Below are 25,222 nucleotides of genomic sequence, written 5' to 3'. Positions count from 1 at the left end.
CTCCTATTCAGCAGCCACGCGCGCCGGCGCGGGCTTGAAATCCTCGGGGAAATGCGTGATCGAGCTCATCACCGGGTAGGCCGTGAAGCCGCCCAGCGCGCAGAGCGATCCGAACTTCATCGTGTTGCAGAGATCGGTAACCAGGGCGAGGTTCTTCTCCGGCTCTATGCCGGCGGCGAGCCTGTCGATGGTCTCCACCCCGCGCGTCGAGCCGATGCGGCAGGGCGTGCACTTGCCGCAGCTTTCGATGGCGCAGAACTCCATGGCGAAGCGCGCCTGCTTCAGCATGTCGGCGGTGTCGTCGAATACGGTGATGCCGGCATGGCCGATCAGTCCATCGCGCTTGGCGAATTCCTCATAGTCGAACGGTGTGTCGAACAGCGCGCGCGGAAAATAGGCGCCGAGCGGGCCGCCGACCTGCACCGCCTTCACCGGCCGGCCGGTGGCCGTGCCGCCGCCGATATCGTCGATGATTTCGCCCAGCGTCATGCCGAAAGCCGCCTCGAACAGGCCACCGCGCTTGACGTTGCCGGCGATCTGGATCGGGATCGTGCCGCGCGAGCGGCCCATGCCGAAATTCTTGTAGTAGGCGGCGCCCTTGTCCATGATGACGGGCACCGAAGCCAGCGAGATGACGTTGTTGATCACCGTCGGCTTGCCGAAAAGGCCCTGGATTGCCGGCAGCGGCGGCTTGGCGCGCACCACGCCGCGTTTGCCTTCCAGGCTGTTCAGAAGCGAGGTCTCCTCGCCGCAGACATAGGCGCCCGCGCCGACGCGGATCTCCATGTCGAAGGCGGTGGCCGAACCGAGCACGCTGACGCCGAGCACGCCGGCCTTGCGGGCGACCTCGACGGCCTTGTTCATGACCGCCACCGCATGCGGATATTCCGAGCGGATGTAGACGAAGCCCTTGGTCGCGCCGGTGGCGATGCCGGCGATCGCCATGCCTTCGATCAGCACGAAGGGATCGCCCTCCATGATCATGCGGTCGGCGAAGGTGGCGCTGTCGCCCTCGTCGGCGTTGCAGACGATGTATTTGCGCTCGGATGTCGTATCGAGCACGGTCTTCCATTTGATGCCGGTCGGGAAGCCGGCGCCGCCGCGGCCGCGCAGGCCGGACTCCGTAACCTGGCTGACGATCTCTGCCGGGGCCATGGCCACCGCGTTCTGCAGGCCCTTCAGCCCGCCAAGCGACTTATAGGCGTCGAGTGACAGCGGGTCGTTGATGCCGCAGCGCGCGAAGGTCAGACGGGTCTGCTTGGCCAGGAACGGGATCTTGTCCGGCGCGCCCAGCCAGCGCTTGTGATGGCCGCCGGTGAGAAAGCCATTGTCGAACAGGCTCTTGACGTCGGACGGCTTCACCGGCCCGTAGGCGACGCGGCCGTTTGCTGTGGCGACCTCGACCATAGGCTCTAGGAAATAGGCGCCGCGCGACCCGTTGCGGACGATCTTGGCCTCAACGCCGCGCTCGGCGAGTTCAGCGCGAACTGCCTTGGCGACCCTTTCGGCACCGAGCGCCAGCGCGCCGGAGTCGCCGGGAATGTAGATGCGCGGGATCATGAGCGCACCTTTGCGACGATTTCTTCGATCTTCTCGTTGTCGAGCCGCCCGATCACCTCGCCATCGAGCATCGCCGAGGGCGAGCAGGCGCACAGCCCGAGGCAATAAACCGGCTCCAGGGTCACCGAACCGTCTTTCGCCGTCTCGTGGAAATCAATGCCGAGCAATTGCTTGATCCTGGCGGCGACCACGTCGGAACCCATCGACTGGCAAGCTTCGGCCTGGCAGAGCTTGAGCACATGCCGGCCTGCCGGGCGGGCGCGGAAATCGTGATAGAAGGTGACGACGCCGTGCACCTCTGCTCTGGAAAGGTTCAGTCCGTCGGCAATGACCGGGAGTGCTGCCTGCGGCACATGGCCGAACTCTTCCTGAATGTTATGGAGGATCGGCAGCAGCGGACCTTCGAGATCTTTCAGCTCCTGGATGATCGCGGCCGTGCGCGATGCGATCTCGGTACTTGCAGGCTGCATCGTCACGCAGCGCCCTCCCTGGTCGGTGGCTTTATCGCTAAGTCTTTACAAAATCAGGAGAAACCCCTGAAATCAATAAAGCTGATCCGTCGTTCGATAGAAATTTTCTATCGAGTTCCAGCACCTGTATTCCCTAACCTAGCGGTGGGCGCGGAAATCGTCTGCAAGCGCCATCGCCTCGTCCAGCAGCGCCGAAACCAGCGGCGTATGCGGTTCGCGCAACGCGGCCACCAGCCCGACCGTGTGGCTGGCGTCCGGCTCGACGATCGGGATAGCCCTGATAGGTTCGGAAAAGCCGAACGTTTCCGTGAGGTTGAGCGGCATGATCGAGGACCATTTGCCCGTGCGGATATGCGAGAACAACACGATCATCGAATTGGATTCCAGCGTCGGCCGGACCTCGACACCGGCCTCGGCCAGGTGCTGGTCGATGATGCGGCGGTTCTGCATGTCCGGGGTCAGCAGGCAGAGCGGCAGGTGGCTGATCTCGGCCCATGTCACCTTGTCGCGGTCGGAATAGGGGTTTCCGATGGCGGTGATCAGCTGATAGCGCTCATCGTAGAGTGGTACGCTGGTCACTCGTCCGAGCGGTTCGTTGTCGAGATAGGTGACGCCGGCGTCTATATCGAAATTGCCGAGCAGCGACAGCACTTCGATCGAGGTCCGGGACAGTACCGAGAAGGTGACGCCGGGGTGTTTTTCGCGGAATGGCGTCGTCAGCCGCGCCACCATGGCGAGCGCGGTGGGAATGGCGGCGATGCGGATACGTCCCGACAAGCCGTGCCGCGCCGCCCGCATCTCCTCGCGCATGGTTCTGGTATCGCCGACGATGCGGCGCGCCCACACCAGCACCTGCTTGCCCTCCGGGGTCAGGCCCTGGAAGCGCGAGCCGCGCAGGACCAGCATCACGCCCAGCTGACCCTCAAGTTGCTTGATGCCGGCCGACAAGGTGGGCTGGGTGACGCCGCACACTTCGGCAGCCCGCCCGAAATGCTCTTCCTTGGCCAGCGCGATGAAAAATTCCAGCTTGTCGATCATATCTGAAGCTAACCGCCGCCGCCGCACCGCGCCAGAGGGCTGCCGGCCACTGCGATGTCGATCGCCCCAAGCCGATGCTTGATCGCAGAAACTTATCGGTCGACGAGATTGAGGATGTTGCCGTCCGGATCCTTGAACCAGGCGACCTTCATGCCGTGGCCGACATGGATGTCGCCTTCCAGGCTCAGGCCGGGCATCTCGTAGTGCTCGAAGGCAACGCCCTTCGATTTCAGCCCGCTGACGACGGTGTCGATCTCATCGCCGACCGTCCACGTCACCGCCGTCGCCTTGTTGGTCCCGGCGAACTGAGAGCGATAGACATTGATCGTGGTGTCGCCGCTTTTGTACACGATCAGTTCGCCACCCTCGTCATGCACCTGTTTCAGGCCGAGCGTCCCCTCATAGAAAGCCTTTGCCTTCGCCAGGTCTTTCACCGCGAGGTTGGCCGTCGCGTTGCTGTTTGCAAGCATGATCGTTTCTCCTTCGCTGCTTGTCGTCCCCGGCGTCTCCTTGGAAATAGGTCGCTCCGGTCGCCTGACGAGCCCCGCTTTGCCGGCGGCCAGCCAATTGCGAGCGGTGCCTGCAATTGGCTGCATCCACATCTTTCAGCCGGCTTACTGTTCCCCATGGGCGCATGCGGCGCTATGTGGATGGAACTGGTGCGCCGGGAGGGACGAACATGCTGGGCTGGTTCCGCAAGCTGTTGCCGCGCGAAGATCGCTTCTTCGACCTGTTCGAGCGGCATTCCCGCACGGTGGTCGGTGGCGCGGAGGCCCTGCAGCAGCTCCTCCTGGGCAAGGACATCGAGCATTGGTGCCAAAAGATCGTCGATCTCGAGGACGAGGCCGACCATATCACCGCCGAAGTCCTGCTTGCCGTGCGGCGCTCATTCATCACGCCTTTCGACCGCGGCGATATCAAGGACCTGATCCAGTCGATGGATGACGCCATCGACATGATGCACAAGACCGTCAAGACGGTGCGGCTGTTCGAGAAGAGGGAATTCGATCCGCTGATGCAGGAAATGGGCGCCGTCATTGTCGATGCCGCCAGGCTCGTCGCGGAGGCGATCCCGCTGCTGGCCAAGGTCGGCGCCAACAGTGCGCGCTTGAACGAACTCGCCGAGGAAGTCATGCGTGCCGAAGGCCGAGCCGACGATCTGCATGAGCAGGGCCTGAAGGATCTCTTCAGGCGGCACGGCCGCAGCGATGCGATGGCCTATCTGATCGGCTCGGAGATCTATGGCCAACTGGAGAAGGTGGTCGACCGCTTCGAGGACGTCGCCAACGAGATCAGCGGCATCGTCATCGAGAACGTCTAGCGATGGAAGTCGCGATCGCCTTTCCCTTGCTGGTCGGCCTCGTCGCCGTCGCGCTGTTCTTCGATTTCCTCAACGGCCTGCACGACGCCGCCAACTCGATCGCCACCATTGTCTCGACCCGGGTGCTGAGACCGCATTACGCGGTGTTCTGGGCGGCCTTCTTCAATTTCATCGCCTTCATGTTCTTTGGCCTTCATGTCGCCGAAACCGTGGGCAAAGGTATCATCGATGCAAGCATCGTCACCCCGGCGGTGATCTTCGCCGCCTTGGTCGGCGCCATCGTCTGGAATATCGTCACCTGGATCGCCGGCATCCCGTCGAGCAGTTCGCATGCGTTGATCGGCGGATTGGTGGGGGCAGGCGTCGCAAAGGCCGGCACGGGTGCCATCGTCTGGGCGGGGCTCGGCAAGACGGTCGCCGCCATCGTCCTGTCGCCGGCGACGGGCTTTGTCCTGGCGCTTCTCCTGATCCTGGTGGTTTCCTGGCTGTTCGTGCGCCAGACGCCGTTCGCCGTCGACAGTACCTTCCGTGTCATGCAGTTCTTTTCCGCCTCCCTCTATTCGCTCGGTCATGGCGGCAACGATGCGCAAAAGACCATGGGCATCATCGCCGTGCTGCTCTATTCCCAAGGCATGCTCGGAACGGATTTCTACGTGCCGCTCTGGGTGGTCCTGACTTGCCAGTCGGCATTGGCGCTGGGCACGCTGTTCGGCGGTTGGCGCATCGTCCACACGATGGGCTCGAAGATCACCAGGCTCAACCCGATGCAGGGATTCTGCGCCGAGACCGGCGGCGCCATCACCCTCTTCGCTGCGACATGGCTCGGTGTTCCGGTTTCGACCACGCACACCATCACCGGCGCCATCATCGGCGTCGGCGCCGCCCGCCGTGTCTCGGCGGTGCGCTGGGGCATAGCCGGCAACATCGTCATCGCATGGGTCGTCACCTTGCCGGCGACGGCGGCGATTTCGGCACTGACCTATCTGGCGGTTCGCCTGGCAGGCTGATGTCGCGGCCTGGCGCTTGGAGCCGCCGGCGATCTGCACTATGTGAGCAGCAGCCGAACGCCAGGGAAGCAACAGCCATGTCCGTCACCAAGGAAACCGTCATCGAGCGCCTGAAAACGGTCAATGGCCCCGATTTCACCGGCAACATCGTCGACCTCGGCATGGTTTCCGAGATTTTCATCGCCGATTCGAAAGTGTTCTTCTCGATCACCGTTCCGGCCGCCAGGGCGCAGGAGATGGAGCCATTGCGCGCCGCGGCCGAGCGTGTCGTGAAAGCTATTCCAGGTGTCGCTGGCGCCGTCGTCGCCTTGACGGCGGAGAAGAAGGGCGGCGGCATGGAGGCGCCTGTCGCGGCGCGCCCGGCGCCACGTCCCGCCTCGCCCGTTGCCGCGCCGCGCCCGGCGCCCCATGCGCCTGCCTCGCACAGCCAGGGCAAGCGCGGCGTGCCCGGCATCGAGGCGATCATCGCGGTTGCGTCCGGCAAGGGCGGTGTCGGCAAGTCGACCACAGCCGTCAATCTGGCCCTCGGCCTCGCCGCCAACGGGCTGAAAGTGGGCGTGCTCGATGCCGACATCTATGGCCCGTCCATGCCAAGGCTGCTCAACATCCGCGGCCGGCCGCAGACCGTCGACGGCAAGATCCTGAAACCGATGCAGAATTACGGTCTCAAGGTGATGTCGATGGGCTTCCTCGTCGACGAGGAAACGCCGATGATCTGGCGCGGGCCGATGGTGATGTCGGCGCTGACGCAGATGCTGCGCGAAGTCGAATGGGGGCCGCTCGACGTGCTCGTCGTCGATATGCCCCCTGGCACCGGTGACGCCCAGCTCACCATGGCCCAGCAGGTGCCGTTGGCCGGCGCGGTCATCGTCTCGACGCCGCAGGATCTGGCCCTGATCGATGCTCGCAAGGGCCTCAACATGTTCAGGAAAGTCGACGTGCCGCTGCTCGGCATCGTCGAGAACATGAGCTATTTCCTCGCCCCCGACACCGGCAAGCGCTACGACATCTTCGGCCATGGCGGCGCACGCCGTGAGGCCGAGCGCCTCGGCGTCACCTTCCTTGGCGAGGTGCCGCTGGAGATGGGCATTCGCGAAAGCTCGGATGAAGGTGCGCCGGTGGTGGCATCGAAGCCCGACAGTGCCGAAGCGAAGATCTATCGCGATATCGCTTCGAAGGTCTGGGACAGGGTCAACGAAGAGCGCGGCGCGGCCGCGGACGCCGTGCCGAGCATCGTCTTCGAGTAATGTCGTCCAGGGGCGCTAACGCTGGATAGACCAGCCTAAGCAGCACCCACCTTCTCGCCGAAGCTCGAAAAGAACTGTCCCGCCAGTTTCTTCGAGGTCGATTCGATCAGCCGGCTGCCGAGCTGGGCAATCTTGCCGCCGACTTCGGCCTTGGCCGCATATTTCAGAACGGTGGTGCCAGGTCCATCCTCGGTCAGCGTCACGTCGGCGCCGCCCTTGGCGAAGCCGGCGATGCCGCCCTTGCCTTCGCCCTGGATCGTGTAGGCATGCGGGGGATTGAGATTTCTCAACGTCACCTCGCCGTTGAAGGTCGCCTTGATCGGGCCGATCTTCAGCACCACCGTCGCCGCCATCTCGGTCGGCGACTTCATTTCCAGGCTTTGGCAGCCGGGGATGCTTTCTCTCAGCACCGCCGGATCGTTCAGCGCTTCCCAAACTTTCTGGAGGGGTGCGGCGATGCGCTCCTCGCCCTCGATCACCAAAGCCATCAGAACCTCCCGGACGACCAATGTCGGATTGTTGGTAGCGTGCGGCCCGATTGATGTCTATCGCACCAAAGTCCGGATTCAGATCACGCGTGCCCCTTGCCTGCATCCGCGCGTTGTCATATCGATTTGTCATACAAATACGGAGACCATGATGGCTGGCGCCCCCACAGGAAAGAAAAAGTTTCGCTCGCAGGAGTGGTTCGACAACCCCGACAATCCGGGCATGACGGCACTTTATCTGGAGCGCTACCTGAATTACGGGCTGACGCGCGCCGAACTGATGTCGGGCAAGCCGCTGATCGGCATTGCCCAGACCGGTTCCGACCTGTCGCCTTGCAATCGCCACCACATCGAGCTCGCCAAACGCGTGCGCGAAGGCATCGTCTCGATGGGCGGCATTCCTTTCGAATTCCCCTGCCACCCGATCCAGGAGACCGGCAAGCGCCCGACCGCAGCTCTCGACCGCAACCTTGCCTATCTCAGCCTGGTAGAAGTGCTCTATGGCTATCCGCTTGACGGCGTCGTGCTCACCATCGGCTGCGACAAGACGACGCCGGCGCTGTTGATGGCGGCGGCGACCGTCAACATTCCGGCCATAGCGCTGTCGGTCGGTCCGATGCTTAACGGCTGGCACAAGGGCAAGCGCACCGGTTCGGGCACCATCGTCTGGGAATCGCGCCAGCGCCTGTCGGCCGGCGAGATCGGCTACGACGAGTTCATGGACATCGTCGCCTCCTCGGCGCCGTCCACCGGCTACTGCAACACCATGGGCACCGCCACCACCATGAACTCGCTGGCCGAGGCGCTCGGCATGCAGCTGCCGGGCTCGGCCGCGATTCCGGCTCCTTATCGCGAGCGCGGCCAGATCGCCTACGAGACGGGAAAACGCATCGTCGATATGGTGCACGAGGATTTGAAGCCCTCCGACATCATGACGCGCAAGGCCTTCGAGAACGCCATCGTCGTCAATTCGGCGATCGGCGGCTCCACCAACGCGCCGATCCATCTCAACGCCATCGCCCGCCATCTCGGCGTGCCGCTCCACAATGACGACTGGCAGAAGATCGGCCTCGACGTGCCGCTCATCGTCAATCTCCAGCCGACGGGCGAATATCTGGGCGAGGACTACCATCACGCGGGCGGCGTGCCGGCCGTGGTGGCGGAGCTCATGAAAGCCGGGCTGCTGCCGCATCCGGATGCTCTGACCGCCAACGGCAAGACAATGGGCGACAATTGCCGCGATGCCGTCAACGAGAACCGCGAGGTCATCCGCACTGTCGCCGAGCCGCTGAAGGCCAATGCCGGCTTCATCAATCTCAAGGGCAATCTGTTCGATTCGGCAATCATGAAGACCAGCGGCATCTCGCCCGAATTCCGCGAGCGCTATCTCTCCAACCCGAAGGACCCCGAGGCCTTCGAGGGCAATGCCATGGTCTTCGACGGTCCGGAGGATTACCACGCCCGCATCGACGACCCGGCGCAAGGGATCGACGAGCACACCATCCTGTTCATGCGCGGCGCCGGTCCGGTCGGCTATCCCGGCGGCGCCGAGGTCGTCAACATGCAGCCGCCGGCCTATCTCATCAAGAAGGGCATCCACGCGCTGGCCTGCATCGGCGACGGCCGCCAGTCCGGCACGTCAGGCTCGCCCTCCATCCTCAACGCCTCGCCGGAAGCCGCCATCGGCGGGGGGCTTGCGTTGCTCAAGACAGGCGACCGCGTTCGCATCGACCTGAAAAAGGGCACGGCCAACATTCTCGTCACCGATGACGAGATCACCCGCCGCCGCGCCGAGCTGCAGAACAATGGCGGCTACCATTATCCCGAGCACCAGACACCATGGCAGGAAATCCAGCGCGGTATGGTCGACCAGTTCTCGGGCGGCATGGTGCTGAAACCGGCGGTGAAATACCAGGACGTCGCTCATACGAAGGGCGTGCCCCGGGACAATCACTGATTATTCCCCGGGACATTCATCGATTGTTTGAAGCGACAATTGACGGATAGCGATCGACGATCGGCGGCCTGATCGGCCGCCGGTCGTCTTTCCGTTTCGCGGCCTGCCACAGGCCGGGGACATTGCGTCCTTGACAAGCCTGCCCAACAAATCCACCATCGCTGCAAGGGGTTCATCGCGACGACCCCGTGAGGCGTCAGCCCAACGTTCGCGTCCAGGCTTCTCTTTCAGGAGGTGGACGCCATGCCGTCAACAACCGCTGTCACCGTGCCGCAACTGATCCGTATGGTCGGTTTGCCGGGCGCGCCTGCAATCCTCGATATCCGTACCGAGGACGACTACAACGCCGATCCACGTTTGCTGCCGGCGTCGTACCGGCGCGATTTCAAAACCGTCCAGACTTGGGCAGCCGACTTCGCCGGTGGCCGCGTGGCGGTCGTCTGCCAGCAGGGAAAAAAGCTCTCGCAAGGCGTCGCCGCATGGTTGCGTCATGAAGGGATTGCCGCCGAATCGCTCGAAGGCGGCTTCGAAGCCTGGCGGGACGCCCACGGCCTTCTGGTCCGTGCCGACAGGATGCCGCCTCGTGACGACAAGGGCCGCACCGTCTGGGTGACGCGGGCCCGGCCCAAAGTCGATCGCATTGCCTGCCCCTGGCTGATCCGCCGTTTCGTCGATCCTCAAGCGGTCTTCCTGTTCGTCGACGCCGCGGAAGTGCCCGATGTCGCCGATCGTTTTCAGGCCGTGCCTTTCGACATCGACAATGCGTTCTGGAGCCATCGCGGCGAGCGCTGCACCTTCGACACGATGCTCGAGGAGTTCGGGCTCGAATCCGAAGCGCTCGACCGCCTCGCCGTGATCGTGCGCGCAGCCGACACGGCCAGCCTCGACCTGGTTCCGCAGGCGGCGGGATTTCTCGCCGCCTCGCTTGGCTTGTCGCGCATGTTTCGGGATGACCTGCAACAATTGGATGCCGGCATGCTGCTTTACGACGCGTTCTTCCGCTGGTGCCGCGATGCCACCGACGAAACGCACAATTGGCCGGCCGGGGCGAAGGCGTCATGAGCTCCCTCCTTTCCGAGGAAAGTGCTGACCTCATCGAGGCGCCTGCGGTCCCGAGCTTCCGCGAGGCCACGAAACTCTGGGCGAAGATCGGGTTGCTCAGTTTCGGCGGACCGGCTGGGCAGATCGCGCTCATGCACAGGGAATTGGTCGAGGAAAAGCGCTGGATCGGCGAGCAGCGTTTCCTGCATGCGCTGAACTACTGCATGCTGCTGCCTGGCCCCGAGGCCCAGCAACTCGCCATCTACATCGGCTGGCTGCTGCACAAGACAATCGGCGGTCTTGTCGCCGGCATCCTCTTCGTCGTGCCCGGGGCGGTCGTCATGCTGACCTTGAGCATCCTCTATGCGCTCTATGGCGATGCGCCGCTGGTCGACTCGCTGTTTTTCGGGGTGAAGGCGGCGGTGCTGGCGATCGTGGTCGAGGCCGTGATCCGCATCGGCCGGCGCGCCTTGAAGAACCGGGTTATGGCGGCGATCGCGCTTTGCGCCTTTGTCGGCATCTACGTGCTCAACGTCCCCTTTCCGCTCCTCGTCCTGTTTGCAGGACTGGTGGGATGGGTCGGAAACGGCATCGCGCCGGCCCTGTTTTCTGGCGCCGCGCATGGCAAGGACGAAGCTCCCGACGCCACGGGCGCGGTCGATCTGATGTTCGAGCGCGGCGAACTGGCCCACACCAGGCCGACGCGATGGCACGCGCCGCGCACCATCGCGATCTGGCTGCCGATCTGGCTTGGACCGGTTGTGCTGATCTGGGCGTTCACATCGGCAAACAGCGTCTGGACGCAGATCGGCGGCTTCTTCAGCCTCATGGCGGTCGTCACTTTCGGCGGCGCCTATGCCGTTCTGGCCTATGTCGCGCAAGCGGCCGTCGGTTCTCTTGGCTGGCTTGCGCCAGGCGAAATGGTCGATGGCCTGGGCCTTGCCGAAACCACGCCAGGACCGCTCATCCTGGTCCTGCAGTTCGTCGGCTTCCTTGCAGGCTTGCGCCATTCCGGATCGCCATATCCGTTGTTTGCCGGATCGCTTGGAGCGCTGCTTACGCTGTGGGTTACCTTCACGCCGTGCTTCTTCTGGATATTCCTCGGCGCGCCCTACATCGAGGCGCTGCGCGGCAACAAGGCATTGTCGGCGGCATTGGGCGCGATCACCGCGGCGGTCGTCGGCGTCATCATGAATCTGGCCCTGTGGTTCGCCTTGCACGTCATCTTCCGCGACGTGCGCGCGACGGGGCTCGGAATGGAGATGCCGGTGCTGTCCTCGATCGACTGGCGTGCCGCGCTGCTGTCCTGCGCTACCATGATCGCCATCCTCAAGCTGAAAATCGGCATGCTGCCGACGCTTGCCGGATCGGCCCTGGCGGGTGTCTTATTGCTTGCGGCGAGTGGGTAGCTTCGGCACGGAGGAGACCATGGAAACGGTCAACGTTCGCTATATCGTCAATGACGTCGACAGGGCGATCGCCTTCTACCGCGACCATCTCGGCTTCACGGTCGCCATGCACCCGGCGCCGTCCTTCGCCATGCTTTCCAGGGGCAACCTGCGGCTTCTGCTCAATGCCGCTGGCGGCCCTGGTGGGGCGTCGCAGCCGATGCCCGACGGCAGCGTGCCCGAACCCGGTGGCTGGAACCGCATTCAGATCGAGGTCGAGGATCTCGAAGGCGTGGTTCGCAAGCTGAAAACTGCCGGCCAGGCTTTCAGGAACGAAATCGTCAAGGGCATGGGCGGCAGCCAGATATTGCTGCGGGACCCATCCGGCAATCTGGTGGAACTGTTCGAACCGGGGCGCAGATAATGCGTCGCTGTCACGAATAGCCAGCTGACATGGGCAGAAACCACCTGCACGGCATTTGCATTCCGTTGCCAGGCCACTCAATTTGCTGGGAAACAGATTGGACCATGATGGCCAAACGACGCTCTTCCCTCGGTTTCCTCGGCATGTTCGGCCGTTCAAGCGACCTCAGGCAGCTCGATGCCGCATTGCGCGGAGCCGACTTGCATCCCGCCCTTGTGCCGGAGGGCGTAAAGCTCACCATCGTCAACCTGATGAAGGATCACTGGCCCGACGAGCCGCCGCCGCAGGCTTATGCGCAAGTGGCGTGTTTGTTCAGCTATTGTATTGCTGGGCCTGAGGCATTCGAGCGCTCTCATGGCGCGCAGCCGCGGCAGGACGTGGAGCGTCGGATAGAGGCCGCGGTCGATGCCGGAGACAGTTTCGACGCCCAGATCGTGCTGATGGCGCTACACGCCAAGCTGGTCAATACCGAGGTCGTCGAACATTATGGGCTGAGCGCGGATTAACCTATTTTCAAAGGGGGGGCGTTCTCAGCCGCCCATGCCGTTGCGCGGCAGCTTGATCATGTCGCCGAAGCGGGCGCGCAGCCTGTCGTCGAGCGGCTTCGGCACATGGCGCGGGAAGCGTTCGGCGAGGATGCGCTTCTTCTCGACGATCGCCCGCTGCAATATGTCGGGTCGGCCCTTCTCGTTCCATTCCTTCGGCGAAAACCGGTCGCCGACGGCGGGGTAGAAATATTCGGTCTGCATCAGCTTCAGCGTCTGCTCGTTGCCGAGATAGTGGCCCGGGCCTTTCAGGCAGACATCAGCAATGGTGTCGATCGACAGCGCGTCGTCCGTCACCTCGATGCCGCGCACGCAGCGCAGGCAATGGCCCAGCATGTCGTTGTCGATGATCAGGCTTTCCAGGCAGAAGCCGAGCAGGGACGCATGCATGCCGGCCGATTCGTAGACCAGGTTGAGGCCGGAAAGGCCGGCCATCACATTGGTAATGCCTTTTTCATAGCCGGACTGGATGTCGGGCAGTTTCGAATCCGTCATGCCTGCGGCCGAACCGCCTGGCAGGTCGTAGAACTGCGCCATCTGCGCGCAGGCCGCGGTCAGCACCGCCTGTTCGGCCGAGCCGCCGGACATGGCGCCGGTGCGCAGATCCGACACGAACGGCCAGGTACCGAAGATCGCCGGATGGCCCGGCTTGATGGTGTTGACATAGACAAGGCCGGCCAGCACTTCGGCCACGGCTTGCACCACCGCACCCGCGATCGCCGCCGGAGCGGTGGCCCCGGCCTGTCCGGCCGAAAGCAGCAGGATCGGGATGCCGCCTTCGACGCAGGCCTCGAGCACGCCGCAGGCGTCCTCGGCGAATTTCATCGGCGGCACGACGAAACAGTTGGAGTTCGACACGAACGGCCGGGCCCGGAAATTCTCCTCGCCGCCGGCGATCGCGTAGAGCATTTCGAGCGCCGGTTGCACGTTCTCCCGCACCGTGAAGGACGTGCCGACATGCTTGGACGTGCCCATCACGCAGGCATAGAGCGTGTTGAAGTCCATTTCGAGCGGATCGGGAATATCGCGCGGCACCATGGGCCGCTGGAAGAAATGGATGTTATCGAGCCCGTCGACGATGCGCGCGGCATCATAGATGTCCTGCAGCAAGGATTCGCGATACTCGCGCTTCTCGACGTCGACAAGATGCACGGCAGCACCCGCCGTGCCGTAATGCACGCGCTTGCCCTGGATCACCATGTCGTGCTTCGGGTCCTGGCCGTGCAGCGTGAAATGCCGCGCCGCCCGCTTGATCGTGTCGAGCACCAGTGCGCGCGGGAAACGGATACGGCCGTCGTCGCCATGGCTGGCGCCGGCCTTGGTCAGCGCCTCGATGCAGGACGGGATTGCGTTGGCGAAGCCGACCGTCTCCAGCAGGGTCAGCACCGCTTCGTGGATGCGCTCGCAATCAGTGCCGCGCAGGGGGCCATAGCTCCCCCCCTCAAGGCCGGCGCGAACCGGCCTGATGTCGTCGGCGAGCGGCGCCGCCCGCATGGCGCGACGCGCTTCGCGTCCGCCGGAGCGGCGCGAACGCTGGTCGGCCGCTTCCTGCTTTTCGACAGCCACTGACATGGAAGCACTCCACCTTTTCTCGGAAGCAGGGCGGCGGTTGGTCCACCATCGGCTGCTTCGTCCCCTTTAGGCCTCGACTATGCCGCCGGCATTGGCACAGCCTATGAGCCAGCCGGTCCGGTTGCATATGCCAGTGCTAAAGAAGCAGGAGCCGCTGTTGCGCGGCTCCCGGGAGGTGGTCAGGCCCAGGTGATCAGGCGGCGGCCGGCCTGCGGCCCGCGGCGGTTGCAAGTTCGCGGATACCGGGCTCGATATGCTGCAGCGCGATCGAGGAGATGCCCAAGCGCATGAAACGCGAAGGCTTTTCGGTGCGGTCGAAGAAGCGGTCGCCCGGCTCGATGATGACGCTGCGCGAGGCGGCGGCCTCGGCCAGTCCGCGGGAATCGGTGCCGCGCGGTCCCTCCAGCCACAGCGACGTGCCGCCGGCCGAGTCGGTCGAACGCCACTCGGGCAGGAAAGCGGAAATCGCATGGACCAGGCGCTTGCGCCGCTCGTCGAAGGCGCTCGACAGCCGCCGCACCAGCGCTTCGTGGTGGCCGAGCGACAGGAACAGCGCGACCGCGCGCTGGTTGTTGGCCGGCGGATGGCGCAGCATGAAGCGGCGCAGCGCCCTGAGTTCGGCGATTAGTCCAGCCGAGGCCACGATGTAGCCAAGCCGCAGGCCCGGAGCCAGCGTCTTCGACATCGAGCCGACATAGATCACGCGGCCGGAGCGGTCGAGGCTCTTCAAGGCTTGCTGCGGCGCCTCGTCGAGAAGCTGGCTGTCATAGCCGTCCTCGATGATGATCTGGTTGTAGCGGTTGGCGCGCGCCAGAAGGTCCTGCCGGCGTTCCGCCGACAGCGGCACCATGGTCGGGCAATGATGGCTGGGCGTGACGAAGACAAAGCCGGAATCGTTGGGAATCGAAGAGGTTACGATGCCGGACTGGTCGACCGGCACCGGCTGGATGTCGGCGCCGGCGAGCCGGAAGATCGAGCGTGCGTCGGGGTAGCCCGGATCCTCCATCGCCACCTTCGAGCCCTTGGTCATCAAAAGCGTCGCCAGCATGTAGAGCGCGTTCTGGGCGCCCAGCGTGACGATGATCTCGTCGGGGTTGGCGAAGATGCCGCGCCTGGGCAGCAGCCGCGCCTGGATCTGCTCGATCAGCAGCGGATCGTCGCGATCGACCATGTCGGAGGCCCAGTTGCGGATCTCCAGCACGGCAAGCGCCATGCGGTTGCACTCGCGCCACTCGGCGGTCGGGAACAGCGCCGGATCGAACTGGCCATAGACGAAGGGGTAGGACGACTTGATCCAGTTCTCGTGCTTGGCCGGCGGCGGCATGTCGCTGGCCGCGATCTGCCGGCGTGCCTTCCAGTCGATCTCGTTGGCCTGGTCGGGCGCCTTCTGGTGCGGCTTGGCCGGCGTCGCCAAAACGTCGGGATTGACGAAATGGCCGCGCCGCTCGCGCGCCACCAGGAAGCCCTGGTCGACCAGTTGCTGGAAGGCCAGCACCACGGTTCCGCGCGCCACGCCGAGTTTTTCGGCCAATATCCGGCATGACGGAAGCGGCATCGAAGCGGCGATCTGGCGGTCGAGAATAGCGGCCACGATCGCCTGGCGGATCTGTGCCTGCAAAGTCTGGCCGGATTCGGCCGAAATCCGGAACAGGCCGGACCATATGGCCGTGTCGTTGCGCTGTGGCATGGGAAATGTTCCTCGATGGCCAGCTTTTTTCGTTTGGCTGGACCAGTCGAATGTAACGGTGGCACAAGGGGTTGCGCCAATCAATTTTTCTGATCTTTGGGATTTATGCCAGTGATCTTTCGGCCTTCGCATCCCGTGTAACGCAGTGCGTCATCGCCGCGTATTGACCGGACGGAATTCGGCTCAATAGTTTGGCGCGACGACACGCGCCGGAAACATCCGGTCTGCTAAGATAATTTAACAGTCCCAGGAGCCCGCCGGTGGATCAGTCAGCCTTCCAAAAACAGCTTGCCGCCTTGCGCGACCATCGCGCCGCGGCAGCCGGCGATATGCGCCAGGCCTTCGCCGCCGATCCGCAGCGGTTCAAGACGTTCTCCGCCAGCTACGGCGACCTGTTGCTCGACTGGTCGAAATGCGCCGTCGATGCGCGCACGATGGACCTGCTGGAGAATCTGGCTGACGCCGCCGATCTCGAAGGCCGCCGCGCCGCCATGTTCGCCGGCAAGAAGATCAACGTTACAGAGGGCCGCGCTGTTCTGCACACCGCCCTGCGCAACCTGACCGGCAAGGGCATCGTGCTCGACGGGCAGGATGTGAAGGCGGAGGTCATCGCCGTATTGGACGCGATGGGCGCCTTCGCCGACGCGGTGCGTTCCGGCAAGGCGACAGGCGCCACCGGCAAGAAGATCACCGACATCGTCAATATCGGCATCGGCGGCTCCGATCTCGGCCCGGCCATGGCGACGTTGGCGCTGGCGCCCTATCATGACGGTCCGCGCGCGCACTATGTCTCCAACATCGACGGCGCCCATATCCACGACACGCTGAAGCGCCTTTCCGCCGAGAGCACGCTTTTTATCGTCGCCTCCAAGACCTTCACCACGGTCGAAACGATGACCAATGCGCAGACGGCGCGCGACTGGGTCCAGAAGGCGCTCGGCAAGGAAGCGATCGGCAAGCACTTCGCCGCTGTCTCGACGGCACTCGACCTGGTGGCGAAGTTCGGCATCGAGCCGGACCGCGTCTTCGGCTTCTGGGATTGGGTCGGCGGCCGCTATTCTGTGTGGGGCGCCATCGGCCTTCCCGTGATGATCGCCATTGGTCCACGCGATTTCCGCGCCTTCCTCGATGGCGCGCACGAAATGGACGAACACTTCCGCACCGCGCCGCTGGCCAAAAACCTGCCGGTGCTGCTTGGCCTTGTCGGCTGGTGGCATCGCGTCGTTTGCAAATACCCGGCCCGCGCGGTCATCCCCTATGACCAGCGCCTGTCCAGGCTGCCGGCCTATCTCCAGCAGCTCGACATGGAATCGAACGGCAAGAGCGTCACCCTGGACGGCGGCCCCGTGGCGACGCCGACCGGGCCGCTGGTCTGGGGCGAGCCCGGCACCAACGGCCAGCACGCCTTCTTCCAGCTCCTGCACCAGGGAACCGATTTCATTCCGGTCGAATTCCTCGCCGCGGCGAACGGCCACGAACCTGAGCTGAAGCACCACCACGACCTGCTGCTCGCCAACTGCCTGGCGCAGTCGGAAGCCTTCATGAGGGGCCGCACGTTGGAGGAAGCGCGCGCGCAGATGCTGGCCAAGGGCATGAAGCCGGCCGATGTCGATCGCATTGCCCCGCACCGCGTCTTCTCCGGCAACCGGCCCTCGGTGACCATTCTTTATCGCAAGCTCGACCCGCGCACGCTCGGCCGCCTGATCGCTCTCTACGAACACCGCGTCTTCGTCGAGGGAACGCTGTTCGACATCAACTCCTTCGACCAATGGGGCGTCGAGCTCGGCAAGGAACTGGCCACCGGCCTTCTGCCAGTCGTGGAAGGCAAGGAAAGTGCCGCAAAGCGGGATGCCTCGACCGCCGGCCTGGTGGAACACATCCACCAATTGCGTGGTTCGGAGTGACTGAGTTGGCAGACATCAAGGGAATATTGTTCGACAAGGATGGAACGCTTGTCGACTTCAATGCGACCTGGCTCGGGGTTGCCGACTTCATGGCCATGGACGCCTCCGAAGGCGACCGCTGGAAGGCCGACAGGCTGCTTGCGGCCGCGGGCTTCGATTTCGCCAACAGGCGCTTCAAGCCCGACTCCATCTTTGCCTCCGGCACCAATCTCGACGTCGTCGAATTGTGGTTTCCGCGCCTGTCCGACGAAGACCAGATGCTGGCCGTCGCCCGCTTCAACCAGATCACCTCGGTGCAGGGCTCGGCGATGGCGGTGGCTCTGCCGGGCATCGTCGAAACGCTCGGCACCTTGCACGCAAGGTCCTATCGGCTCGGCGTCGCCACCAACGATTCGACCAGCGGCGCGGAAAAAACGCTGGTGACGCTCGGCGTCGCGCAGCTGTTCGACGCCGCCTACGGCTATGACGCGGTGGCCAATCCCAAGCCGGCGCCGGATACGATCCAGGCCTTCTGCGATCTCACCGGCCTGAAGCCGACGCAGGTCGCCATGATCGGCGATAACCGCCACGATCTCGAAATGGCGCGTGCCGGCGGCTGCGGCCTGGCGGTCGGCGTGCTCTCGGGCACCGGCACGCGTGAATCTCTGGCCGGAATTGCCGACGTGATCCTGGATTCGGTTGTCGACCTGCCGGATTTCCTTTCAGCGCGGGTCAAGGAGACGATCTGATCTCGTCGCTAGCGGCGTCTCGGCTTCGAAGGAAAAGACGCCGCTCGGCCTGCTTGCGGCGCCCTTCGCGTCGCCGAAATCCGGCACCTGATATTCGGCGAGCAGCCTGAGCCGCGACAATGGTAGATCGGCGCGGCGCGGGTCGCCGATCAGGACCTCGACGCCATCGGCAAGGCAGCGGTCGAGGAAGGGGATCATGCGTTCGGCGACATCGGGTCCGTAGAACACGTCGCCGGCCAGCACAAGGTCGACCGCCGGTGGCGGACCGGTGGTAATGTCTTTGCAGATCACCGAGATCGTGACGCCGTTGTCTTTTGCATTGAGACCGAGCGCGGCGACGCCGTTTCGGTCGATCTCGGCGGCGATCACTTCGCGGGCCCCGGCCTTCGCGGCAGCGATGCCGACAATGCCGGAACCGGCACCAAGGTCGAGCACGCGGCGTCCCGCCACGGTCATCGGATGGTCGAGGACATAGCGCGCGAGCACGGTGCCGCCGGCCCATGCGTAGGCCCAGTAGGGCGGTTGTGGCTCCGGTGCATCTTCCGCATCGCCTTCGGGCTCGACGAGCCGTCTCAATCCGCTGCTGGGGTGCGCCGTGTAAAACCGGATTTCTGGAAGCGCAGGCGCAGGGACAAGGCGCATGTTGGCCTTGATGAACTCGGCCGGGTCGAGGCGCTGGCGCCGGTCCGGCGCATCGTCGCCGGCAAGATCGTGGTCCAAGCCGGCTCCTATTCGCGCAATGCGCGACGCAGGATCTTTCCGACCGGCGTCTTCGGCAGTTCTGTCCTGAATTCGATGTATCTGGGCCGCTTGTAGCCGGTCAGGTTCTCACGGCAATAGGCGGTGATGGCCTCGGCGGTCAGCGCCTGGTCTTTCTTGACGATGAACAGTTTCGGCACTTCGCCCGAATGCTCGTCCGGCACGCCGATTGCCGCCACTTCGAGCACGCCGGGATGCAGCGCCACGACTTCCTCGAGCTCGGTCGGATAGACGTTGAAGCCGGAAACGAGGATCATGTCCTTCTTGCGGTCGACGATCTTGGTGTAGCCGCGCTCGTCCATGAAGCCCATGTCGCCCGACTTGAAGAAGCCGTCCTTGGTCATCACCTTGGCGGTCTCGTCAGGCCGGTTCCAGTAGCCCGCCATCACCTGCGGCCCCTTGATGCAGATTTCGCCGACCTCGCCGAGCGGCAAATTGTTGTCCTCCTCGTCGCGGATGGCGATCTCGGTAGACGGCAGCGGCAGGCCGATCGTGCCGGTGAATTCGCCGGAGCTGAACTTGTTGGCCGTTGCCACGGGCGACGTCTCCGACAGGCCGTAGCCTTCACTGACCGGGCAGCCCGTCAGCGCCTTCCAGCGCTCGGCGACGCCCTTCTGCACCGCCATGCCGCCGCCCAGCGTCAGGAGCAGCGGCTTGAAGTCGAGCTTGCGGAAATCCTCATTGTTGAGCAGCGCGTTGAACAGCGTGTTGAGGCCTGGAAAGATATGGATCGGATACTTGCCCATTTCCTTGACGAAGCCGGGGATGTCGCGCGGGTTGGGGATCAGTATGTTCTGTCCACCCATTTGCATGCCCATCAGCGCATTCACGGTCAGCGCGAAGATATGATAGAGCGGCAGTGCGCAGATGAGGTTGAGATGGGCGGGTTTTGGCTTGACCGTGTAAGCGTCCTGCAGCCACAGCGAATTCTGCGCGACATTGGCCAGCACGTTGCTGTGCAGCAGGATAGCACCCTTCGAGATTCCCGTGGTGCCGCCGGTATATTGCAGGAACGCGATATCGTCGGCCGCCACCTTGGCCGGCTTGAAACCCATGCCGCTGCCCACCTTCAGCGCCGCGTTGAACTTGACATGGCCGGGCAATGACCAGGCCGGCACCATCTTCTTGACGCGGCGCACCACCAGATTGACGATGCTTCCCTTGAGCCCGCCGAGCATGTCGCCCATGGCCGCGACGACGACGTGCTTGACCGACGTCCTGGCGATCACCGCTTGCAAGGTGCTGGCGAAGTTCTCCAGGATGATGATCGCTTGTGCCCCGGAATCCTTGAGCTGGTGTTCCAGCTCGCGCGGCGTGTAGAGAGGGTTGACGTTGACCACCGTGTAGCCGGCGCGCGCCACCGCCATCATCGCCACCGGATATTGCAGCACGTTCGGCATCATCAGGGCGACGCGTGCGCCTTTGGGCAACCCGGTCGATTGCAGGTAGGCGCCGAACGCCGCCGAAAGCCGTTCGAGTTCCGCATAGGTGATCGACTTGCCCATGCAGGTGAAGGCCGGCTGGCCGGCAAATTGCTTGCAGGCGGCAACGAGGAAATCGCCGATGGAGCTGTAGGGCAGGGCGCCGATCTCGGCCGGCATGTTCTTCGGGTAGCTTTCCAGCCAGGGCTTTTCCGGCAAGCCTGCGGCAAGGGCGGTGAGCGCTTTCGGCAATCGCTTGGCGGCCGCCGGTCTCGAGGCCGCCGGTGCCGGCTTGGCCACGGATGCGGCTTGTGCGGCCCCAGTCTTGCTAGTCCGGGTCGCCCCGGTCTTGCTCGCGCCAGTCTTCGTCGTCCCGGCCTTGGTCGAACTGGTCTTTGTCGTCCCGGTTTTAGCAGTTCCGGCCTTCGCCGACGTCTTTGCGGGGACGGCTTTGGCCGCCGGCTTCGCGGCCGGTTTGACAACAGCGTCCGCCTTGCCGGCGGAAGGTTTCCCTGCGGCCTTTGCCTTTGTGCTCTTTGCGTTCTTGGCGGAGGGCGTTGGCTGCTTGTCGGCGCCCGCGGCCGGCTTCAGGGTCGCCTTGGCCGTCTTCGGCGGAGCCGTCCTGTTCGATGCTTTTGCCAACCGTCCCTCCCTGTTTTGTTCGCCCCTGCCGCGCTCGCCTCCTGCTAAGAGAGGCGTCCCCCGCTGCCGACGGTGCCTTGTCTATGTATGGCCTCTATCGGCGGGCGTGCAAGCCTTGCCCCAGCGGCAAGCCGTCGAAAGATTTGCCGCCGAAAATCTTTCCCGCCACGGGCGCAGCGGCCCTGCATCGTCCGGCATCCCCGGTCATATGAAAGCGGGCGCGACGTTGATCTCGTAAGATTGGTGATCAATAAAAAAATGCGGTCGTTAATAATGTCGTGAATAGAAAAAAATACTGAATTTTTCCATTTTTTTGCGGAGAGGAGGATTTTTTTCCCGCTTACCATGGGGTAGGCAAACTGGGTGTTCCAAAGCCGGAGAAACGGTGCTTATATGCGCGCTTCGCGAGCCTGATAGAGGGGCTTGGAAAAACATCAGGGAGTGCTCAATGAGGAAGAAACTGACTTTTGCAGCCGCGTTGCTGGCTGCAAGCGTCCTGGGCGGCGTGGCCAACGCAAAAACCTTGGTCTACTGCGCCGAAGCTTCGCCGGAAGGCTTTGACCCGGCGCCCTACACCGCGGGACAGACGTTCGATGCGTCTTCGCGTACGGTCTTCAACCGCCTCGTCGAATTCGACCATGGCAAGACGACGGTCTCGCCGGGCCTGGCCGAAAGCTGGTCCATTTCCGACGATGGCAAGGAATACACGTTCAAGCTTCGCAAGGGCGTGAAGTTCGCCGCTACCGACTATTTCACCCCGACGCGCGACTTCAACGCCGACGACGTGGTGTTCTCGTTCCAGCGTCAGGTCGACAAGAACGGCCCCTGGTTCCAGTACATACCGGGCATTGCCTACCAGTATTACAATGACCAGTTCGGCGACAACATCACCAAGGTCGAGAAGGTCGACGACCTGACGGTGAAGTTCACCCTCAAGGAGCCGGCGATCACTTTGATCCCGACGCTGGGCATGGACTTCGCCTCAATCGTTTCCAAGGAATATGCCGACAAGCTGCAGGCGGACAAGACGCCTGAACTGTTCAACCAGAAGCCGATCGGCACCGGCCCGTTCATCTTCGTCGATTACCAGACCGACGCTGCCATCCGCTACAAGGCCAACCCCGACTATTGGGGCGGCAAGCAGAAGATCGACGACCTTGTCTTCGCCATCACCACCGATCCGGCGGTCCGTGCGCAGAAGCTGAAGGCCGGCGAATGCAACATCATGTCCTACCCGGCGCCGGCCGACATCGCCGGCCTGCAGGCCGATCCGAACCTGAAGGTCGACGAGCAGGAAGGCCTCAATGTCGGTGCGCTGATGTACAACACCCAGCAGAAGCCGTTCGACGACGTGCGCGTGCGCAAGGCGCTCAACATGGCCATCAACAAGAAGGCTATCATCGACGCGGTCTTCCAGGGCGCCGGCCAGGTGGCCGTCAACCCGATCCCGCCGACCATGTGGTCCTACAACAAGGACGTGAAGGACGATCCGTACGATCCGGATGCGGCCAAGAAGATGCTCGAAGAGGCCGGCGTCAAGGACCTCAAGATGAATGTCTGGGCCATGCCTGTGTCGCGCCCCTACATGCCGAACGCGCGCCGCACCGCCGAGCTGATCCAGGCCGACTTCGCCAAGGTCGGCGTCACAGTCAACATCGTCAGCTACGATTGGGGTGAATACCTCAAGCGCGCTTCGGCGGTCGATCACGACGGCGCCGTCATCGTCGGCTGGACCGGTGACAATGGCGATCCGGACAACTTCCTCGGTGTGCTCTTGAGCTGCGCTTCCGTCGGTTCGAACAACCGCGCGGAATGGTGCAACAAGGACTTCGATGCGCTCATCAACAAGGCCAAGACGGTTTCCGACCAGGCCGAGCGCACCAAGCTCTACGAACAGGCGCAGGTCATCTTCAAGGAACAGGCACCGTGGGCGACGCTCGCACACTCCAAGGTGTTCATGCCGATGCAGAAGACCGTCTCCGGCTTTGCGATGGATCCGCTCGGCATCCATCGCTTCGACGGCGTCGATATCGCCGAATAAGGTTCGCGAAACGGGGCGGCGCCACAGCGCCGTCCCACCTCGCCCGCCATGCTGCGTTATATCCTCGGCAAGCTCGCCCTCATCGTCCCGACCTTCATCGGGATAACCATCCTCGCCTTCGGCTTCGTGCGCATCCTGCCCGGTGATCCGGTGCTGGTGCTCGCGGGCGAACGCGGCCTGTCGCCCGAACGTCACGCTGCGCTGATGCACCAGTTCGGCTTCGACCTGCCGATCTGGCGACAGTACCTGACCTATCTGGCCAATATCCTCAGCGGTGATTTCGGCACCTCGTTTTCCACCAAGACGCCGGTGCTCAAGGATTTCCTGGTGCGGTTCCCGGCGACGGTCGAACTTGCCATCTTCGCCATGATCTTCGCCATCGTCATCGGCGTCGCCTTCGGCATCTTCGCCGCGATCCGCCGCGGCTCCTGGTTCGACCAACTGACCATGGGAACGGCGCTGGCAGGCTATTCCATGCCGATCTTCTGGTGGGGGCTGCTGCTGATCATCGTGTTCTCCGGCATGCTGCACTGGACGCCGGTTTCCGGCCGCATCGACCTTCTCTATTTCTTCAAGCCGGTAACCGGCTTCATGACCATCGATTCCCTGATCTCCGGACAGAAGGGTGCATTCCGCTCGGCCCTGTCGCACCTCGTCCTGCCCACCATCGTGCTCGGCACCATTCCGCTTGCCGTCATCGCCAGGCAGACGCGGTCGGCCATGCTCGAGGTCCTCGGCGAGGACTATGTGCGCACCGCGCGCGCCAAGGGCCTGGCGCCTCGCCGCGTCATCGGGCTGCACGCTTTCCGCAATGCGCTGATCCCGGTCGTCACCACCATTGGCCTGCAGGTCGGCACGCTCCTGACCGGCGCCATCCTGACCGAGAGCATTTTTTCGTGGCCAGGCATCGGCAAATGGATGATCGACGCTATTTCCAAGCGCGACTATTTCACCGTGCAAGGCGGGTTGCTTTTGATCGCGCTCATCGTCATGTCGGTGAACCTCATCGTCGACGTGCTCTATGCCGTCATCAACCCGCGTATCCGGGCGAATTGACATGACCAACGAAGGCCCTGCCACAATCGAAGCCGCGACCGTCGTCAGGCCGCAGGACGCCCGGCTGCAGATGTTCGCCGAGTTCTGGCACTATTTCTCGATCAACAAGGGCGCGGTGATCGGCCTCTTCGTCTTCGCGCTGCTGATCCTGATCGCGGTCTTCGCGCCGCTGCTCGCCCCGCATTCGCCGGACGACCAGTTCCGCGACTTCTTCCTGACGCCGCCGGCCTGGCAGGCGGGCGGCAGCGCCCAGTTCCTGCTCGGTACCGACGCCGTCGGCCGCGACATTCTCTCGCGCCTGATCTACGGCTCGCGCTTCTCGCTCGCCATCGGCTTCGTCGTCGTCACCACGGCGCTGATCTCCGGCGTCATCCTCGGCCTGCTCGCCGGCTACTGCCGCGGCTGGGTGGATACGCTCATCATGCGCATCATGGACATCATCCTGGCCTTCCCGTCGCTGCTGCTGGCGCTGGTGCTGGTCGCCGTTCTCGGACCTGGGCTGGTCAACGCCATGATCGCCATTGCCTTCGTGCTGCAGCCGCACTTCGCCCGGCTCACCCGCGCCGCCGTGATGGCGGAGAAGAACCGCGAATATGTCATCTCGGCCAAGGTCGCGGGCGCAAGCCATCTCAGGCTGATGCTGGTCACCATCCTGCCCAACTGCATCGCGCCGCTGATCGTGCAGGCGACGCTGTCCTTCTCCAACGCCATCCTCGAAGCCGCCGCCCTCGGCTTCCTCGGCATGGGCGCGCAGCCGCCGACGCCGGAATGGGGCACGATGCTGGCCGAGGCGCGCGAGTTCATCCTGCGCGCCTGGTGGGTGGTGACCTTCCCCGGCCTTGCCATCCTGATCACCGTCTTTGCCATCAACCTGATCGGCGACGGCCTGCGCGACGCGCTCGACCCCAAGCTGAAGAGGTCGTGAG

At 63.7% G+C, this 25,222-nt stretch carries 22 protein-coding genes; 13 read left to right on the top strand and 9 right to left on the bottom strand.

What is annotated here, in order from left to right; translation table 11 throughout:
- Positions 1-3 precede the first annotated feature (3 nt).
- The 4 genes from FJ979_RS08225 to FJ979_RS08210 form a co-directional block, all read right to left on the bottom strand.
- A complete protein-coding gene (locus FJ979_RS08225; RefSeq protein WP_140580495.1) occupies positions 4-1,560 on the bottom strand; it encodes an NADH-quinone oxidoreductase subunit NuoF in 1,557 nt (518 codons plus the stop codon).
- Positions 1,557-2,036, bottom strand: a complete 480-nt coding sequence (locus FJ979_RS08220) for a formate dehydrogenase subunit gamma (protein WP_140497038.1) — start codon at positions 2,034-2,036, stop codon at positions 1,557-1,559. Before FJ979_RS08220 ends, FJ979_RS08225 begins: the two co-directional genes overlap by 4 nt.
- A 132-nt stretch (positions 2,037-2,168) precedes the next feature.
- Entirely contained in the window at positions 2,169-3,068 is a 900-nt protein-coding gene (locus FJ979_RS08215) for a LysR family transcriptional regulator (RefSeq protein WP_140497036.1), read from the bottom strand.
- A 92-nt stretch (positions 3,069-3,160) separates the two neighbouring features.
- Complete coding sequence (locus FJ979_RS08210) at positions 3,161-3,538, bottom strand: VOC family protein (RefSeq protein ID WP_140580493.1); 378 nt, start codon at positions 3,536-3,538, stop codon at positions 3,161-3,163.
- 209 nt (positions 3,539-3,747) lie between these two features.
- Between FJ979_RS08210 and FJ979_RS08205 the strand changes: the two genes are divergently transcribed.
- The 3 genes from FJ979_RS08205 to FJ979_RS08195 all read left to right on the top strand — a co-directional run bounded on the left by FJ979_RS08205 (position 3,748) and on the right by FJ979_RS08195 (position 6,643).
- A complete protein-coding gene (locus FJ979_RS08205; RefSeq protein ID WP_140550195.1) occupies positions 3,748-4,389 on the top strand; it encodes a DUF47 domain-containing protein in 642 nt (213 codons plus the stop codon).
- 2 nt (positions 4,390-4,391) lie between these two features.
- Complete coding sequence (locus FJ979_RS08200; protein ID WP_140497030.1) at positions 4,392-5,396, top strand: inorganic phosphate transporter; 1,005 nt, start codon at positions 4,392-4,394, stop codon at positions 5,394-5,396.
- Between the two features lie 77 nt (positions 5,397-5,473).
- The gene (locus FJ979_RS08195; protein ID WP_140580491.1) at positions 5,474-6,643 is read left to right on the top strand and encodes an Mrp/NBP35 family ATP-binding protein; all 1,170 of its coding nucleotides are present in this window, start codon (positions 5,474-5,476) and stop codon (positions 6,641-6,643) included.
- Between the two features lie 35 nt (positions 6,644-6,678).
- Here the strand turns inward: FJ979_RS08195 and FJ979_RS08190 are convergent, their stop codons facing one another.
- Positions 6,679-7,131: a carbon monoxide dehydrogenase subunit G gene (locus FJ979_RS08190; protein ID WP_140580489.1), complete on the bottom strand. Its 453-nt coding sequence runs from the start codon at positions 7,129-7,131 to the stop codon at positions 6,679-6,681.
- A gap of 151 nt (positions 7,132-7,282) precedes the next feature.
- Here FJ979_RS08190 and FJ979_RS08185 point away from each other — a divergent pair, with 151 nt between their 5' ends.
- From FJ979_RS08185 to FJ979_RS08165, 5 genes are all read left to right on the top strand, one after another.
- Positions 7,283-9,088 carry an IlvD/Edd family dehydratase gene (locus tag FJ979_RS08185; RefSeq protein ID WP_140580487.1) on the top strand — a complete coding sequence of 602 codons (1,806 nt, stop codon included), beginning with the start codon at positions 7,283-7,285 and terminating at the stop codon, positions 9,086-9,088.
- Positions 9,089-9,331: 243 nt separating this feature from the next.
- Positions 9,332-10,150, top strand: a complete 819-nt coding sequence (locus FJ979_RS08180) for a sulfurtransferase/chromate resistance protein (RefSeq protein WP_140497022.1) — start codon at positions 9,332-9,334, stop codon at positions 10,148-10,150.
- Positions 10,147-11,538, top strand: a complete 1,392-nt coding sequence (gene chrA / locus FJ979_RS08175) for a chromate efflux transporter (RefSeq protein ID WP_140497020.1) — start codon at positions 10,147-10,149, stop codon at positions 11,536-11,538. Before FJ979_RS08180 ends, chrA begins: the two co-directional genes overlap by 4 nt.
- Positions 11,539-11,557: 19 nt before the next feature.
- Positions 11,558-11,941 carry a VOC family protein gene (locus tag FJ979_RS08170; RefSeq protein ID WP_140580485.1) on the top strand — a complete coding sequence of 128 codons (384 nt, stop codon included), beginning with the start codon at positions 11,558-11,560 and terminating at the stop codon, positions 11,939-11,941.
- A gap of 107 nt (positions 11,942-12,048) precedes the next feature.
- A complete protein-coding gene (locus FJ979_RS08165; RefSeq protein ID WP_140497299.1) occupies positions 12,049-12,447 on the top strand; it encodes a hypothetical protein in 399 nt (132 codons plus the stop codon).
- Positions 12,448-12,471: 24 nt separating this feature from the next.
- Here the strand turns inward: FJ979_RS08165 and FJ979_RS08160 are convergent, their stop codons facing one another.
- Together FJ979_RS08160 and FJ979_RS08155 are read right to left on the bottom strand one after the other, a co-directional pair.
- Positions 12,472-14,058, bottom strand: coding sequence for a trimethylamine methyltransferase family protein (locus FJ979_RS08160; protein ID WP_140497016.1), 1,587 nt, complete (start codon positions 14,056-14,058; stop codon positions 12,472-12,474).
- Positions 14,059-14,251: 193 nt separating this feature from the next.
- On the bottom strand, positions 14,252-15,745 hold the full coding sequence (locus FJ979_RS08155; protein ID WP_140497014.1) for a PLP-dependent aminotransferase family protein: 1,494 nt from the start codon (positions 15,743-15,745) through the stop codon (positions 14,252-14,254).
- A 260-nt stretch (positions 15,746-16,005) separates the two neighbouring features.
- Here FJ979_RS08155 and pgi point away from each other — a divergent pair, with 260 nt between their 5' ends.
- The gene (gene pgi / locus FJ979_RS08150; protein ID WP_140580483.1) at positions 16,006-17,649 is read left to right on the top strand and encodes a glucose-6-phosphate isomerase; all 1,644 of its coding nucleotides are present in this window, start codon (positions 16,006-16,008) and stop codon (positions 17,647-17,649) included.
- A 5-nt stretch (positions 17,650-17,654) separates the two neighbouring features.
- Positions 17,655-18,377, top strand: coding sequence for an HAD family hydrolase (locus tag FJ979_RS08145; RefSeq protein WP_140497010.1), 723 nt, complete (start codon positions 17,655-17,657; stop codon positions 18,375-18,377).
- Here FJ979_RS08145 and FJ979_RS08140 read toward each other — a convergent pair.
- Together FJ979_RS08140 and FJ979_RS08135 are read right to left on the bottom strand one after the other, a co-directional pair.
- Complete coding sequence (locus FJ979_RS08140; protein WP_181175315.1) at positions 18,351-19,097, bottom strand: methyltransferase; 747 nt, start codon at positions 19,095-19,097, stop codon at positions 18,351-18,353. The two genes, FJ979_RS08145 and FJ979_RS08140, sit on opposite strands and share 27 nt — an antisense overlap.
- Positions 19,098-19,105: 8 nt before the next feature.
- Positions 19,106-21,199, bottom strand: a complete 2,094-nt coding sequence (locus FJ979_RS08135; protein WP_140580482.1) for a long-chain fatty acid--CoA ligase — start codon at positions 21,197-21,199, stop codon at positions 19,106-19,108.
- 448 nt (positions 21,200-21,647) lie between these two features.
- Between FJ979_RS08135 and FJ979_RS08130 the strand changes: the two genes are divergently transcribed.
- The 3 genes from FJ979_RS08130 (at position 21,648) to FJ979_RS08120 (ending at position 25,221) form a co-directional block, all read left to right on the top strand.
- A complete protein-coding gene (locus FJ979_RS08130; protein WP_140497006.1) occupies positions 21,648-23,240 on the top strand; it encodes an ABC transporter substrate-binding protein in 1,593 nt (530 codons plus the stop codon).
- Between the two features lie 48 nt (positions 23,241-23,288).
- Positions 23,289-24,296 (top strand): ABC transporter permease subunit, encoded by a 1,008-nt coding sequence (locus tag FJ979_RS08125; RefSeq protein ID WP_140497004.1) that lies wholly within the window; start codon positions 23,289-23,291, stop codon positions 24,294-24,296.
- A 70-nt stretch (positions 24,297-24,366) separates the two neighbouring features.
- Positions 24,367-25,221, top strand: a complete 855-nt coding sequence (locus FJ979_RS08120) for an ABC transporter permease subunit (RefSeq protein WP_181169874.1) — start codon at positions 24,367-24,369, stop codon at positions 25,219-25,221.
- The last annotated feature ends 1 nt before the right edge of the window (position 25,222 follow it).

The organism is Mesorhizobium sp. B1-1-6 (genome assembly GCF_006443035.1).
Taxonomy (GTDB): Bacteria; Pseudomonadota; Alphaproteobacteria; order Rhizobiales; family Rhizobiaceae; genus Mesorhizobium.
This window is presented reverse-complemented; position numbering and strand designations above follow the sequence as displayed.

Coding starts and splice junctions, on each gene's coding strand:
- chrA (WP_140497020.1), top strand. CDS start 10,147: ATGAGCTCCCTCCTTTCCGAGGAAAGTGCTGACCTCATCGAGGCGCCT.
- FJ979_RS08170 (WP_140580485.1), top strand. CDS start 11,558: ATGGAAACGGTCAACGTTCGCTATATCGTCAATGACGTCGACAGGGCG.
- FJ979_RS08130 (WP_140497006.1), top strand. CDS start 21,648: ATGAGGAAGAAACTGACTTTTGCAGCCGCGTTGCTGGCTGCAAGCGTC.
- FJ979_RS08180 (WP_140497022.1), top strand. CDS start 9,332: ATGCCGTCAACAACCGCTGTCACCGTGCCGCAACTGATCCGTATGGTC.
- FJ979_RS08205 (WP_140550195.1), top strand. CDS start 3,748: ATGCTGGGCTGGTTCCGCAAGCTGTTGCCGCGCGAAGATCGCTTCTTC.
- FJ979_RS08120 (WP_181169874.1), top strand. CDS start 24,367: ATGTTCGCCGAGTTCTGGCACTATTTCTCGATCAACAAGGGCGCGGTG.
- FJ979_RS08165 (WP_140497299.1), top strand. CDS start 12,049: ATGGCCAAACGACGCTCTTCCCTCGGTTTCCTCGGCATGTTCGGCCGT.
- FJ979_RS08190 (WP_140580489.1), bottom strand. CDS start 7,131: ATGGCTTTGGTGATCGAGGGCGAGGAGCGCATCGCCGCACCCCTCCAG.
- FJ979_RS08185 (WP_140580487.1), top strand. CDS start 7,283: ATGGCTGGCGCCCCCACAGGAAAGAAAAAGTTTCGCTCGCAGGAGTGG.
- FJ979_RS08125 (WP_140497004.1), top strand. CDS start 23,289: ATGCTGCGTTATATCCTCGGCAAGCTCGCCCTCATCGTCCCGACCTTC.
- FJ979_RS08155 (WP_140497014.1), bottom strand. CDS start 15,745: ATGCCACAGCGCAACGACACGGCCATATGGTCCGGCCTGTTCCGGATT.
- FJ979_RS08210 (WP_140580493.1), bottom strand. CDS start 3,538: ATGCTTGCAAACAGCAACGCGACGGCCAACCTCGCGGTGAAAGACCTG.
- FJ979_RS08160 (WP_140497016.1), bottom strand. CDS start 14,058: ATGTCAGTGGCTGTCGAAAAGCAGGAAGCGGCCGACCAGCGTTCGCGC.
- FJ979_RS08215 (WP_140497036.1), bottom strand. CDS start 3,068: ATGATCGACAAGCTGGAATTTTTCATCGCGCTGGCCAAGGAAGAGCAT.
- FJ979_RS08195 (WP_140580491.1), top strand. CDS start 5,474: ATGTCCGTCACCAAGGAAACCGTCATCGAGCGCCTGAAAACGGTCAAT.
- FJ979_RS08200 (WP_140497030.1), top strand. CDS start 4,392: ATGGAAGTCGCGATCGCCTTTCCCTTGCTGGTCGGCCTCGTCGCCGTC.
- FJ979_RS08225 (WP_140580495.1), bottom strand. CDS start 1,560: ATGATCCCGCGCATCTACATTCCCGGCGACTCCGGCGCGCTGGCGCTC.